This is a genomic window from Cupriavidus sp. H18C2 (assembly GCF_049393795.1).
GTDB classification, from domain to species: Bacteria; Pseudomonadota; Gammaproteobacteria; order Burkholderiales; family Burkholderiaceae; genus Cupriavidus; species Cupriavidus pauculus_C.
This window is the reverse complement of record NZ_CP186010.1, coordinates 925,296-938,911: the sequence shown is the minus strand read 5'-3', so window position 1 is coordinate 938,911 and position 13,616 is coordinate 925,296. Positions and strand designations below refer to the sequence as shown.

General features: G+C 65.6%; 14 protein-coding genes and 1 tRNA gene. 1 reads left to right on the top strand and 14 read right to left on the bottom strand.

The window, feature by feature from the left end:
• Positions 1-4: 4 nt before the first annotated feature.
• From EPAKOI_RS04500 to EPAKOI_RS04455, 10 genes are all read right to left on the bottom strand, one after another.
• Positions 5-604: an NADH-quinone oxidoreductase subunit C gene (locus EPAKOI_RS04500; protein ID WP_423193073.1), complete on the bottom strand. Its 600-nt coding sequence runs from the start codon at positions 602-604 to the stop codon at positions 5-7.
• A gap of 1 nt (position 605) precedes the next feature.
• Positions 606-1,088, bottom strand: coding sequence for a NuoB/complex I 20 kDa subunit family protein (locus tag EPAKOI_RS04495; protein WP_008643342.1), 483 nt, complete (start codon positions 1,086-1,088; stop codon positions 606-608).
• Positions 1,089-1,094: 6 nt separating this feature from the next.
• Complete coding sequence (locus tag EPAKOI_RS04490) at positions 1,095-1,454, bottom strand: NADH-quinone oxidoreductase subunit A (protein WP_124684872.1); 360 nt, start codon at positions 1,452-1,454, stop codon at positions 1,095-1,097.
• A 171-nt stretch (positions 1,455-1,625) separates the two neighbouring features.
• Positions 1,626-1,710 (bottom strand) — tRNA-Leu (locus EPAKOI_RS04485).
• A gap of 209 nt (positions 1,711-1,919) precedes the next feature.
• Positions 1,920-2,288: a preprotein translocase subunit SecG gene (gene secG / locus EPAKOI_RS04480; RefSeq protein WP_423193072.1), complete on the bottom strand. Its 369-nt coding sequence runs from the start codon at positions 2,286-2,288 to the stop codon at positions 1,920-1,922.
• Between the two features lie 50 nt (positions 2,289-2,338).
• Positions 2,339-3,076, bottom strand: coding sequence for a triose-phosphate isomerase (gene tpiA / locus EPAKOI_RS04475; protein ID WP_423193071.1), 738 nt, complete (start codon positions 3,074-3,076; stop codon positions 2,339-2,341).
• A gap of 143 nt (positions 3,077-3,219) precedes the next feature.
• Positions 3,220-4,224 carry an NAD(P)H-quinone oxidoreductase gene (locus tag EPAKOI_RS04470; protein WP_124684875.1) on the bottom strand — a complete coding sequence of 335 codons (1,005 nt, stop codon included), beginning with the start codon at positions 4,222-4,224 and terminating at the stop codon, positions 3,220-3,222.
• Between the two features lie 140 nt (positions 4,225-4,364).
• Entirely contained in the window at positions 4,365-6,530 is a 2,166-nt protein-coding gene (gene pnp / locus EPAKOI_RS04465; protein ID WP_124684876.1) for a polyribonucleotide nucleotidyltransferase, read from the bottom strand.
• Positions 6,531-6,996: 466 nt separating this feature from the next.
• On the bottom strand, positions 6,997-7,266 hold the full coding sequence (rpsO, locus tag EPAKOI_RS04460; RefSeq protein ID WP_124684877.1) for a 30S ribosomal protein S15: 270 nt from the start codon (positions 7,264-7,266) through the stop codon (positions 6,997-6,999).
• Positions 7,267-7,424: 158 nt separating this feature from the next.
• Complete coding sequence (locus EPAKOI_RS04455; protein ID WP_423193070.1) at positions 7,425-8,708, bottom strand: branched-chain amino acid ABC transporter substrate-binding protein; 1,284 nt, start codon at positions 8,706-8,708, stop codon at positions 7,425-7,427.
• Positions 8,709-8,816: 108 nt separating this feature from the next.
• Here EPAKOI_RS04455 and EPAKOI_RS04450 point away from each other — a divergent pair, with 108 nt between their 5' ends.
• On the top strand, positions 8,817-9,359 hold the full coding sequence (locus EPAKOI_RS04450) for a hypothetical protein (RefSeq protein WP_423193069.1): 543 nt from the start codon (positions 8,817-8,819) through the stop codon (positions 9,357-9,359).
• Positions 9,360-9,468: 109 nt separating this feature from the next.
• Here EPAKOI_RS04450 and EPAKOI_RS04445 read toward each other — a convergent pair whose 3' ends face one another.
• The 4 genes from EPAKOI_RS04445 to EPAKOI_RS04430 form a co-directional block, all read right to left on the bottom strand.
• Complete coding sequence (locus EPAKOI_RS04445) at positions 9,469-11,010, bottom strand: 2-isopropylmalate synthase (protein WP_124684878.1); 1,542 nt, start codon at positions 11,008-11,010, stop codon at positions 9,469-9,471.
• 295 nt (positions 11,011-11,305) lie between these two features.
• Positions 11,306-11,809, bottom strand: a complete 504-nt coding sequence (lysM, locus tag EPAKOI_RS04440; protein WP_313835786.1) for a peptidoglycan-binding protein LysM — start codon at positions 11,807-11,809, stop codon at positions 11,306-11,308.
• Between the two features lie 84 nt (positions 11,810-11,893).
• Positions 11,894-12,799 (bottom strand): CDP-diacylglycerol--serine O-phosphatidyltransferase, encoded by a 906-nt coding sequence (pssA, locus tag EPAKOI_RS04435; RefSeq protein ID WP_124684880.1) that lies wholly within the window; start codon positions 12,797-12,799, stop codon positions 11,894-11,896.
• Positions 12,800-12,830: 31 nt separating this feature from the next.
• Positions 12,831-13,484, bottom strand: coding sequence for a phosphatidylserine decarboxylase (locus tag EPAKOI_RS04430; protein ID WP_423193068.1), 654 nt, complete (start codon positions 13,482-13,484; stop codon positions 12,831-12,833).
• Between the last annotated feature and the right edge of the window lie 132 nt (positions 13,485-13,616).

The following is a 13,616-nucleotide window of genomic DNA, read 5'->3' as shown; positions in this document are numbered from 1 at the left end:
GTTCTCAGTGCTTCGTGCCGCCGTAGTTTTCCTCGCGAATCACGCGCGGCGTGATTTCGCGCGGCTCGATCGTCACCGGCTGGTAGATGACCCGCTTCTGCTCGGGGTCGTAGCGCATTTCCACGTAGCCTGACACCGGGAAGTCCTTGCGGAACGGATGGCCGACGAAACCGTAGTCGGTCAGGATGCGGCGCAGGTCCGGGTGGCCTTCGAACACGATGCCGTAGAAGTCGAACGCCTCGCGCTCGAACCAGTTCACCGAGTTCCAGACGTCGATCAGCGACGGCACGACCGGCATGTCGTCGTCCGGCGCGAACACGCGCAGGCGCAGGCGCCAGTTGTGCTTGATCGACAGCAGCTGGGTGACGGCGGCAAAGCGGGGACCATCCCAGGTGCCTTCGGCATAGTCGGAATAGTCGACGCCGCAGAGGTCCAGCGCTTGCTCGAAATGCAGTGAGGGGTCGTCGCGCAGCAGGCGCGCGGCGTCCAGGTAGTCGGCGGCCTTGACGATCAGCGTCAGTTCGCCGGTCGCCTCGATCAGGCTCTGCACGCGCTTGCCCAGTACTTTCTCGAGGGTGGCCTTGAGGGTGTCGAGGTTCGCCATGTCAGCCCTTGCGCGCAATGGTGTTGGTACGCTTGATCTTGTTCTGGAGCTGGATCACGCCGTAGATCAGCGCTTCCGCCGTCGGCGGGCAGCCCGGAACATAGATGTCGACCGGCACGATGCGGTCGCAGCCACGCACCACCGAATACGAGTAGTGGTAGTAGCCGCCGCCGTTGGCGCACGAGCCCATCGAGATCACCCAGCGCGGCTCGGCCATTTGGTCGTAGACCTTGCGCAGCGCGGGGGCCATCTTGTTGCACAGCGTGCCGGCCACGATCATCACGTCGGACTGACGCGGCGACGGGCGGAAGATCACGCCGAAGCGGTCCATGTCGTAACGCGCGGCGCCGGCGTGCATCATTTCCACGGCACAGCAGGCCAGACCGAACGTCATGGGCCAGAGGGAACCCGTGCGGGTCCAGTTGATCAGCTTGTCAGCGGTCGTCGTGACAAAGCCTTCGTTGAGAACGCCTTCGATTGCCATTTCACATCACTCCCAATCGAGCGCGCCCTTTTTCCAGATGTAGACGAAGCCCACGATGAATTCCAGCAGAAACACGCCCATGGCGATGAATCCCGGCCAGCCGATGTCCTTGAGGGCAACGCCCCACGGAAACAGGAAGGCAGTTTCGAGATCGAACAGGATAAACAGGATGGCGATGAGGTAGTAGCGCACGTCGAACTTCATGCGCGCGTCCTCGAATGCTTCGAAGCCGCACTCGTACGGCGACAGCTTCGCTGCGTCAGGCTTGTTGGGACCGAGAATCCTGCCGATCGACATCAGTGCCACACCGAGCACGATGCCAAACAGGATGAAGATGAGGACGGGGAAGTAGGCTTCGAGAGTCAAGGTACGGCCAGCCTTATCTGGAATGTTGTCAACAGCACCAGCTAGCGGCGACCTGTTGCCCACCCCAGGCGCCATCCCGTCTTAGCTACGGCGCCGCCTTGCGGACTGCCGGAGAGCCATGCTGCAGCCCATGCATGACAGGGATGCGTCAATGACTTCCGATCAATTGTTTGGTGCCGACGGCGAGACTCGAACTCGCACAGCTTTCGCCACTACCCCCTCAAGATAGCGTGTCTACCAATTTCACCACGTCGGCTGGGGGAGAAACAATATTGCCTTGCGCCGGGTTTTCAGGCCCTACGAAGCTTGGCGGAAGAAGTCTTTCCTCCCGCTTTTGCCCCGCGCTGGGGAATCGTTTCAAGCCCTGCATTCTAACTCATGATTCCCGAATTGTTCAATGCACAACTGCAAATTAACTCAGGAATCCGCGAACACACTGTTCGATTATTGCGCCGATCTGGCGGGTTACTTCGGCACTGCCGGGGCAGCCGGCGCAGAAGCGGCAGACGCTGCCGCGGCCGATGCTGCGGGGGCCGAAGCCGGCACCGTCTGCGGCTGCTGGGCCGCGCCCATGACGCCCACCGAAGCCAGGGGCTTGTAGTTGCCCAGCAACGTCAGGCCCAGCGTCGAGGCAAAGAACAGCGCCGCCAGCACAGCCGTCGTGCGGGACAGGAAGTTCGCCGAGCCCGAGGCACCGAACAGGCTGCCCGATGCGCCGAAGCCGAACGCCGCGCCGACGTCAGCGCCCTTGCCATGCTGCAGCAGGACGAGGCCGATCACGCCCAGCGCGGACAGGACCTGCACAATGACCAACAGAGTCTTGAAAATTGCCATTTCGTTAGATTCGTTTCGTACTTGCCTGATCAGACAGTCGCATCCGGCATTCAGGCGTTGCCGATCGCGAGGAAATCATCCGCCTTCAGCGAGGCGCCGCCAATCAGCCCCCCGTCGATATCGGACATCGAAAACAGTTCAGCCGCATTGTCCGGCTTGACGCTGCCGCCGTACAGGATGGCCACGCGCCCGGCAACGCCGGCGTCCTTGCGGGCCACCTGCGCGCGCAGCGCGGCGTGCACGGCCTGGGCCTGCTCGCTGGTCGCGGTCTTGCCGGTGCCGATGGCCCAGACGGGCTCATAGGCCAGGACAATGCGACCCAGTTGTTCAATAGACAGCGCATCGAGCACGGCCTGGAGCTGGCGACCCACCACGGCCTCGGTCTGGCCCGCCTCGCGCTCGGCCAGCGTCTCGCCGACGCAGACCACCGGCACGATGCTCGATTCCAGCGCCCGCAGCGCCTTGGCGGCCACGGTGGCATCCGTCTCGCCATGATAGGTACGGCGCTCGGAGTGTCCCACCAGCACGTAGGCGCAGCCGAATTCGGCCAGCATCGGTGCGGCGACCTCGCCGGTGAACGCACCGCGCGTCTCGGCCGAAGTGTCCTGGGCGCCCCAGGCGACCTGGGAACCGGTGAGCAGCGACTGGCACTGGGCAAGATAGGGGAACGGCGCGCAGACAGCCAGTTTCGCCTTGGCCGGCGCTGCCTTGATGGCGTCGAGCAGGCCGGCGTTCGCCGCCAGACTGCCATGCATCTTCCAGTTGCCGATGACCAGCTTTTGTCTCACAAGGGTCCCCTCTCGATCAAACCGGCTATTGTAGCGTGGTCAAGGGGGTGCCGCCAGCGCGTGACGGTCAATTGCGGACAGCCAGTGGCCGGCGGCCCACAATTGCATCGCTGCCGATGCAGTCGGGGCCGCCCGCGCGCGGCTTACCAGGTCAGCACGATCTTGCCGGTGTGCTCGCTCGATTCCATCAGACGGTGCGCGTCCGCGGCCTGCGCGGCCGGGAACACCTTGTAGATCACGGGCTTGATCTTGCCCGACGCCAGCAGCGGCCAGACATTCTGGTGCAGCGCCTGGGCGATGGCGCCCTTGAACGACGCCGGGCGCGGACGCAGCGTCGACCCGGTGATGGTGATGCGCCGGCGCAGGATGTCGCCCAGCGGGATCTCGGCCTTGGCGCCGCCCAGCAGCGCGATGATGACGATCCGGCCGTCGTCGGCGATGCAAGACAGTTCGCGCGCCAGGTACGAGCCGGCCACCATGTCCAGGATCACGTCCACGCCCTTGCCGTCGGTCAGCGCCTTCACCTCGGCCGCGAAATCCTGCGTCTTGTAGTTGATCGCCCGGTCGGCGCCCAGTTCTTCGCACGCCTTGCACTTGTCGTCGCTGCCGGCCGTCACGAAAACCTTGAAGCCCATCGCCTTGGCGATCTGGATCGCCGTGGTGCCGATGCCGCTCGACCCGCCCTGGATCAGCAGCGTCTCCGCCGCCCCGCGCGGACCCTTGCCGAGCTGGCCGCGGTCGAACACATTGCTCCAGACGGTGAAAAACGTCTCGGGCAGCGCCGCCGCCTCGATGTCGCTCAGGCCCTCGGGCACCGGCAGGCATTGCTCGATCGGCGCGGTGCACAGTTCCGCGTACCCACCGCCCTGGACCAGCGCACAAACCCGATCGCCCACCTTGAGGCCAAAGCGGTTGGCCGCGTTCGACAGGTCGCCGCCCACCACCACGCCGGCCACTTCCAGGCCGGGCAGGTCCGAAGCACCCGGCGGCACGGGATAGTTGCCCGTGCGCTGGAACACGTCGGGACGGTTGATGCCCGCCGCCGCGACACGAATCAGGATCTCACCGGCCTTCGGTTCCGGATCGGGACGCTGGGTCTCCTGCAGGACTTCAGGGCCGCCGTATTCACGGATCTCGATGGCTTTCATGATGACTCCTCATTAATGGGGGGACGCCGCGCGCCAGTGTGCTGCGCGCAGGGGGATCGAAGACTGTCCGGCAGTGTAAACAAAAAAGCGGCTGGACATTGCCAGCCGCTTTTACCGTTACTGCCTGTAGGGGCTACAGCTTACTGCTGCTGCTCCGGCGAGGCCGACGCGGGGGCATCGCCCTGCTGGACGATCGGGCTGATGCTGCCGCCCTCTTCGGCCAGCGCCGCCTTCAGCGACAGGCGCAGGCGACCCTTCTCGTCAGCCTGGATCAGCTTCACGCGCACCTGCTGGCCTTCCTTCAGCCAGTCCTTGATGTCCTTCACGCGCTCGTTGACGATCTCCGAGATATGGAGCAGACCGTCCTTGCCCGGCAGGATGTTCACGATGGCGCCAAAGTCCAGCAGCTTCAGCACGGTCCCGGCGTAGATCTTGCCCACTTCGGCTTCCGCGGTGATGCCCTCGATGCGGCGCTTGGCCTCGGCCATGCCGTCGGTCGACGTCGACGCGATCGTGATCGTGCCGTCTTCCTGGATGTCGATGGTCGTGCCCGTTTCCTTGGTCAGCGCCTGGATGGTCGAGCCGCCCTTGCCGATCACTTCGCGGATCTTGTCCGGATGGATCTTCATCGTGATCATGCGCGGTGCGTGCGCCGACAGCTCGGTGCGGGCATGGCCCATCGCTTCCTGCATCTTGCCCAGGATGTGCATGCGGCCTTCGCGGGCCTGCGCCAGCGCCACCTGCATGATTTCCTTGGTGATGCCCTGCACCTTGATGTCCATCTGCAGCGCCGTGATACCCGTGTCGGTACCGGCCACCTTGAAGTCCATGTCGCCCAGGTGATCCTCGTCGCCCAGGATGTCGGTCAGCACGGCAAACTTGTTGCCTTCCAGGATCAGGCCCATGGCCACGCCGGCCACGTGCGCCTTGACCGGAACGCCGGCGTCCATCAGTGCCAGGCAGCCGCCGCAGACCGAAGCCATCGACGACGAACCGTTCGACTCGGTGATTTCCGAGACCAGGCGGATCGTGTAGGCGAACTCGTCTTCCTTCGGCAGCACCGGGATCAGCGCGCGCTTGGCCAGGCGGCCGTGGCCGATTTCACGGCGCTTCGGGCTGCCCACGCGGCCCGTCTCGCCGGTGGCGAACGGGGGCATGTTGTAGTGGAGCATGAAGCGGTCGCGGTACTCGCCGGCCAGTGCGTCGATGATCTGCTCGTCGCTCTTGGTGCCCAGCGTGGCCACGGCCAGCGCCTGGGTCTCGCCACGCGTGAACAGCGACGAACCGTGGGCGCGCGGCAGCACCGACGAGCGGATCTCGATCGGGCGCACCGTGCGCGTGTCGCGGCCGTCGATACGCGGCTCGCCGGCCAGGATCTGGCCACGCACGATCTTGGCTTCCAGGTCGAACAGGACGTTGCCCACTTCCACCTTGTCGGCTTCCACGCCGGCTTCGGCCAGCTTGTCTTGCACCGTGGCGTAGACTTCCTTCAGCTTGGCGCTGCGGGCCGACTTCTGGCGCAGTTGATACGTTTCCTGCAGCAGCGGCAGGCCGATCTCGCTGACCTTGGCGATCAGCGCCTCGTTCCTGGCGGCCGGCGCCCAGTCCCATTCCGGCTTGCCGCCTTCACGGACCAGGTCGTGGATCGCGTTGATGGCGATCTGCATCTGCTCGTGGCCGTAGACCACGGCGCCCAGCATCACTTCTTCCGACAGCTGGTTGGCTTCCGATTCCACCATCAGCACGGCACGCTCGGTACCGGCGACCACGAGGTCCAGGTCCGACGCGGCGATCTGCGAACGGGTCGGGTTCAGCAGGTACTGGCCGTCCTTGTAACCCACGCGGGCGGCGCCCACCGGGCCGCTGAACGGGATGCCCGACACGGCCAGCGCGGCCGACGAGGCGATCAGGGCCGGGATGTCGGCCGGCACTTCCGGGTTGATCGACAGCACGTGGATCACCACCTGCACGTCGTTGTAGAAGCCTTCCGGGAAGAGCGGACGCAGCGGACGGTCGATCAGGCGCGACGTCAGCGTCTCGTTTTCCGACGGACGGCCTTCGCGCTTGAAGAAGCCGCCGGGGATCTTGCCGGCGGCGTAGGTCTTCTCGATGTAGTCGACGGTCAGCGGGAAGAAGTCCTGGCCAGCCTTCGGGCTCTTGGCCGCCACCACGGTGGCCAGCACCACGGTGTCTTCCACGTCGACGATCACGGCGCCGGATGCCTGGCGCGCGATTTCGCCGGTTTCCATGCGGACCGTGTGCTGGCCCCACTGGAATTCCTTGACGATCTTGTTGAACATGGTCATGAGCGTTCCTTGATTCATGCTTGCCCGCCGTTAACAGATTCGGCGGGCGGACGCCTGCGCTCGCAGCGGCAGGCGAACTGCCGGATGGTTCCCGGTCCGCAGTCGCAGGGAAGTGCTATGCCATTCCATCGCGCCACCGCCCGGTGCTCCCGGGCGATGCGAGGCGACAGGCGCGCCACGCGATGGAATGACACAAAACCCCGTTTCCTAGGCCGGCTCCGGTGTGTCAGAGCTACAGAAAGAGCGAGGTAACTTACCCCGTCACGCGGCGTGGCGCAACGGCGCCCGGGCCAGTTGCCCGGAACAAGTGTGAAACAGACATCACATCAACGGCTGGATCCGGCAACCGAACGCCGGACCAGAAAAGCAAAATGCCTGCCCCAGCAGTGCTGGCGCAGGCATCGCGGCCTCACGGGAAGTCGTGCCCGAACAACGCTTGCAGGACTCGTGCTGCCATCCGCAGACCTTACTTGCGCAGGCCCAGGGCTTCGATCAGGGCACGGTAACGATCGGCGTCGCTGGCCTTGAGGTAGTCCAGCAGGCGGCGACGACGGCTCACCATGCGCAGCAGACCGCGGCGGCTGTGGTGATCCTTCATGTTGGCCTTGAAGTGCGGGGTCAGTTCGTTGATGCGGGTGGTCAGCAGAGCGACCTGGACTTCGGGGCTACCCGTGTCGTTGGCACCGCGGGCGAACTTCTGGATGACTTCGGACTTGTTGATATTGGCAACTGCCATGATGATTTCCTTTCACTTGCGATCGCTGCAGCGCGGAATGCGCCGCCTGCGTCGTGCCTTGTCTTGGCATCTGCCGCCCATGGCCGGGGGCCAACGGACGACAGCCGCGCATTATAGCCGAATTCCTTCCCGCGGCGAAATCCGCGCGCCGGCCGCGCTCAATTGCGCGGCGGGCGCTCCATCCGGCACGTGGTGGGCAGCGTGGTCTGGGCGGTCTTGAGCTTCTTCACGGTGCGGAACCCGTAGCCCGACCCTTCGTTGTCGAAGCGCACCTCCCCGCCCTGCCGGGCCATCACCGACACGTACAGCGGCTGCAGGACCTGGTGGTCGTCGGCGCGCACCGTGGCCTCGTGGAAGCCGTTGGTGAACCGCATGTCCTCCAGCGCGTAGGCCACGGCGGCAGCCTCGGTGGATCCCGCCTGCTCGATGGCGCGCGCCAGCATCTCGACCATCATCTGCATGCGCAGGTGCACGTAGTCGTCGCGCGGATCGGGGTAGCGCGTGCGAAACGCCTGGTAGAACGCGTCGGACGCCGCGCCGCCCACGTTCGGGTGCCATTCGGCCACGGCCAGCACCCGGCCCACGCCGGCATCGCCCATCGCCGCCGGGGCGCCCAGGCCGTTGCCGTAGAACGTATAGAACCGGGCCTTCAGGCCGCCCTCGCGGGCCGCCTTGACCATCAGCGTCAGGTCGTTGCCCCAGTTGCCCGTGACCACGGCGTCGGCGCCGCTGGCCTTGATCTTGGCCACATAGGGCGCGAAATCCTTGATCTTGCCGATCGGATGGAATTCGTCGCCGACGATCTGGATGTCCGGCCGCTTGGCCGCCAGCATCTCGCGTGCCGAACGCGCCACCTGGTGGCCGAAGCTGTAGTCCTGGTCGATCAGGTAGACCTTGCGCACGCCGTGCTCGGCGCGGATGGCCTCGGTCAGCGCCTGCATCCGCATGTCGGCGCTGGCGTCGAACCGGAAATGCCAGAAACTACAATTCTCGTTGGTCAGCGTCGGATCGACGGCCGAGTAGTTCAGGAACAGCACGCGGGCGTCCGGCTGGCGCTGGTTCTGGCGGTTGATCGCCGCCACCAGCGCGCTGGCCACGGCCGAGCTGTTGCCCTGCAGGACGAACGGGATGCGCTTGTCCACCACGCTGCGGAACTGGATCAGGCTTTCGTCGACGTTGCCCTTGCTGTCGAACGTCACCAGTTCCAGCGGATGCGCGCCATCCGGCAGCTTGACGCCGCCGCGCGCGTTGACCCGCTCCACCGCGATCCGCAGGTTGCGCACCACGGCCTCGCCCGCGTTGGCGAACGGACCGGACAGCCCGTCGATCATGCCCAGCCGGATCGGCGCGCCCGACGGCTGCTGCGCCATGGCGCCCGTCGCCGCGCAGCACAGCGCGACAGCCAGCCAGCGCCGCACGCGGTGCATTCGGATCCCACCCATTGCCACTCCAGTCATTCCAGTCGCTGCGAAAGCCGCGATGGTACACACAGACCGCCGGCCACCGCTACACTGGCGATCAACGCACTTTCGCTGCCGTTCACCGAGAAAATGATGCTTTCCCCGAAATACCGTGCCGGCCGCTGGATGGCCGCGGCGCTGCTGGCCGCCGCCGCGCTCGCCGGCTGTGCCAGCCTGGGCCCGGCGCTGGCGCCGGTCAGCACCGGCCTGAAGCTGGTGGGCCAGCCGCAGAGCGCCGTGGAGGCCACCTTCGGCAGGCCCACCGACGTCTACCGGCTGGACGACGGCACCACGCGCTGGTTCTATTCCAAGCAGCCGCTGGGCGAATATTCCTACGCCGCCGATTTCGACCGCGACGGCCGCCTGACCAATTTCCGCCAGATGCTGACCACGACCGAGCTGTACAAGTCGCAGGTCAACGTCTGGACCAAGAAGGACGTGCTCGAACATTTCGGCGCACCGCGCGAGCCCATCGAGTACTACCCCCGCCTGCGCCAGGAAGCCTGGAGCTACCGCTTCCTGCACGAGGACCAGTGGTACTCGATGTTCAACTTCATGTTCGACGATGCCGGCGTGCTGCGCCGGACGCTGATCACGCCCGACCCGCTGCGCGACCGTCCCGACCGGCGGTAAACGACAAACCGCCCGGCCATGCGGGATACGCAACGGGCCGGGCGGTCCATGACGGCTGGCGCTTCGTGGGCGCCGGCCGTCGCATCGCAGGATTCAGGTCAGGTAAGGGTCAGATCTGCGGATTGATCTTCTGCACGGCCTTGTCGTGCAGCTTGTTCAGCGCGGCCAGGTAGGCCTTGGCCGAGGCGGCCACGATGTCCGGGTCGGTGCCCACACCGTTGACGATGCGGCCGGCCTTCGACAGCCGCACGGTCACTTCGCCCTGGGCCTGGGTGCCGGCCGTGATCGCGTTGACCGAGTACAGCACCAGTTCGGCGCCGCTCGACACGCGGCCCTCGATGGCATGGAGCGTGGCGTCGACCGGGCCATTGCCCTCGGCCTCGCCCACCTGCTCGGTGCCATCGGCGTTGAACACCACGCGGGCGTGCGGGCGCTCGCCGGTTTCCGAACGCTGCGACAGCGACACGAAGCGGTAGTGTTCGTTGGCGTGCTCCTGCTCCTCGTCGGACACGATGGCCATGATGTCCTCGTCGAAGATCTCGGCCTTCTGGTCGGCCAGCTCCTTGAAGCGGGCGAACGCGGCGTTGATCTCGGCCTCGCTCTCCAGCTCGATGCCCAGCTCCTGCAGGCGCTGCTTGAACGCGTTGCGGCCCGAGAGCTTGCCCAGCACGATCTTGTTGGCCGTCCAGCCCACGTCTTCCGCACGCATGATCTCGTAGGTGTCGCGCGCCTTGAGCACGCCGTCCTGGTGGATGCCCGAGGCATGCGCGAAGGCGTTGGCGCCCACCACGGCCTTGTTCGGCTGCACCACGAAGCCGGTCACCTGCGACACGAGCTTCGAGGCCGGCACGATCTGCGTGGTGTCGATGCCGACGTCCATGTTGAAGTAGTCGCGGCGCGTCTTCACGGCCATCACCACCTCTTCCAGGCTCGTGTTGCCGGCCCGCTCGCCCAGGCCGTTGATCGTGCATTCGATCTGGCGCGCGCCACCCAGCTTCACGGCGGCCAGCGAGTTCGCCACGGCCATGCCCAGGTCGTTATGGCAGTGGACGGACCAGACGGCCTTGTCCGAGTTCGGAATGCGCTCGCGCACCGAGCGGATCAGCTCGGCATAGCCTTCCGGCACGGCGTAGCCGACGGTGTCCGGCAGGTTGATCGTCGTCGCGCCTTCGGCAATCACGCCTTCCAGCACGCGGCACAGGAAGTCCATGTCCGAACGGCTGCCGTCTTCTGGCGAAAATTCGATGTCGTCGGTGAACTGCCGCGCAAAGCGCACGGCCAGGCGGGCCTGTTCGTAGACCTGGTCCGGCGTCATGCGGAGCTTCTTCTCCATGTGCAGCGCCGAGGTGGCGATGAACGTATGGATCCGGAACGAGTTGGCCGGCTTCAGGGCCTCGGCGGCGCGGGCGATGTCCTTGTCGTTGGCGCGGGCCAGCGAGCAGATCGTCGAATCCTTGACGACCTGGGCGATCGAGCGGATGGCCTCGAAATCGCCGTTGGAGCTGGCCGCAAAGCCGGCCTCGATCACATCGACCTTCAGGCGTTCCAGCTGACGCGCGATGCGAATCTTCTCTTCGCGGGTCATGGACGCACCGGGCGACTGCTCGCCGTCGCGCAAGGTGGTGTCGAAAATGATGAGTTTGTCAGACATTTGTGGAGCTCCTGGGCTGTGCCTTATGTGCTGTACCGCTGGCCCGCCTTCACCACGCCGGGCATTCGGATCGGAATGCAAAACGCCCCGGCGTGCATGGATGCAGGCCGGGGCGTTGAAAAATCCTTGTGATTTCCGCGCTAGGGGCGAACCGTCGATCCCTTTAGCGCGCGCGCGTCCCGACCCGATGGCCTAGTAGGCCACCTAGGGTGGTGCGGGCGATTAGGATCTGGCGCGAAATCATGTCGGCGACTATAGCCGGTTTGCCAGCGGCGCGCAACCGGCGGCAACCCGGTTATTTCGGCGGGATGCGCAGCTTCTGACCCGGGTAGATCTTGTCCGGGTGCGTCAGCATCGGCTTGTTGGCCTCGAAGATCTTGTTGTACTCGGCGCCATTGCCGTACGCCGCCTGGGAAATCGCCCACAGCGTGTCGCCTTTGACCACGGTATGCCACTGCGACGCGTCGGTCTCCACGTTGACCGACATCTTGTCCTCCACCGACGCCACGCCCTCGACGTTGCCGCAGCACAGGATGATCTTCTCGCGCGTGGCCTGGTCCGGGGCCACGCCGAACACGGTCACCTTGCCCTGCGAGCCATCCACCGTCACCGTCAGCCCGGTGGCGGAGAGCCCCATCTGGGCGATGTACGCCTCGATCGCGTCGCCGGCCGCCCGGTTGGCCGCCTCGGCCTTGTCGGCCGCGCCGGGATTGGCCGTGGCCGCATCCTGGGCCGCCTTGGCCTCGCCCTTGCCGAACAGCTTCTCTCCCGCTTCCTTGATGAAGTCGAACATGCCCATGTCATTCTCCTTGGGGTGGGTGTAACGGACTACAACGCGCGCAAAACAAAGGGCGCCACGAGGGCGCCCTTCCACAAGACGAGATCAATGGCCGTTGCCATCGCCGCTGCCGCCACCGGCTGGCCGCGACTTGCCGACGCTGCCCCGCTGCCCGTGGATGGACCGCCAGGCCCACAGCACGTAGCCGGAGATCGCATAGGCGACGAACAGCCCGAACAGCGCCACGGGCGGATCGGACGACACGATGACGAACAGCACCAGGACCAGCACCATCATGCCGAACGGCACCCGGTAGCGCACATCGAGCGCCTTGCCGCTGTAGAACGGTGCGTTGGACACCATCGACAGCCCCGCATAGAGCGTGATCGCGAACGCCACCCACGGCATCCACAACTCCTTGACCGGCAGCTTGTTGTCGATGGCCAGCCAGACAAAGCCGGCCACCAGCGCGGCCGCGGCCGGGCTCGGCAGGCCCTGGAAGAACCGCTTGTCGATCACGCCGATGTTGGCGTTGAAGCGCGCCAGCCGCAGGGCCGCGCACGTGCAGTAGACGAACGCCGCGATCCAGCCCCATTTGCCCAGGTCGTGCAGGATCCACTCGTACATGACCAGCGCCGGCGCCACGCCGAACGACGTCATGTCCGAGAGCGAATCGTACTGCTCGCCGAAGGCGCTCTGGGTGTTGGTGATGCGGGCCACGCGGCCGTCCATGCCATCGAGCACCATGGCCGCGAAGATGGCGATGGCCGCCACGTCGAAGCGCATGTTCATGGCCTGCACGATCGCGAAAAAGCCCGCGAACAGTGCCGCCGTGGTGAACGCGTTCGGCAGCAGGTAAATGCCGCGGCGGCGCGGACGCACGTACTCGATGTCGTGCTCGTCGGCATCGTCGTAGCCGGCGTCGTTGCGAAGCTGGTTGTGGCGGAACGGGCGCAGATGCGTCACATTGCCGCTGCTCACGCGCTTGTTGCGTCGGTTGAAGGCACCCATGCCAGGTCTCCTGTCGCTGACCGGTCCGGCGTCAGGGCTGCACGTCCAGCTCGGCGAGCACGGTCGACGAGGCCGACACCTTCTCGCCGATCGTCACGCGCGGACGGGCATCCACGGGCAGGTACACGTCCACGCGCGAGCCGAAGCGGATGAAACCGTAGCGCTGGCCGCGCGACAGCGTGTCGCCCACCTTGGTGTAGCAGAGAATGCGGCGCGCCACCAGGCCGGCCACCTGCACCAGCGTCACCAGCTGGCCATCGGCCGCGCGGCGGACCACCACGGCGTTGCGTTCGTTCTCCAGCGACGCCTTGTCCAGGTCCGCGTTGACGAACTTGCCCGGGAAGTATTCGAGCTTCTCTACCTTGCCGTCCAGCGACGAGCGGTTCGAGTGCACGTTGAACACGTTCATGAACACGCTGATCTTGAGCGCCTCGCGGCCGGCATAGGGGTCCTGCGTCTTCTCGACCACGACGATGCGGCCGTCGGCGGGCGCCAGGATGGCGTTGGGCGCCGCCGGGATCGGGCGCGGCGGGTCGCGGAAGAACTGCAGCACGAAAATCGTGATGATCCACAGCGGCAACGCCCACCAGAAACCCGCGCTGACATGCACCAGCAGCGAGATGATGAAAGCGCCGGCCAGGAACGGCCAGCCTTCACGGGCGATCAGCGGATGAGGATAGTTCATGCAAGCGTTGTTCTGTTGGTCGCGTAAGGTCGACAAACCCGGCGCACGATGCTGCACATGCAGGCCATGCGGGGCCGTCGAAGCGAAATATAAGAAAAAATCAGGCCTGCGCCTGAAAAAGTCCGACAAGGA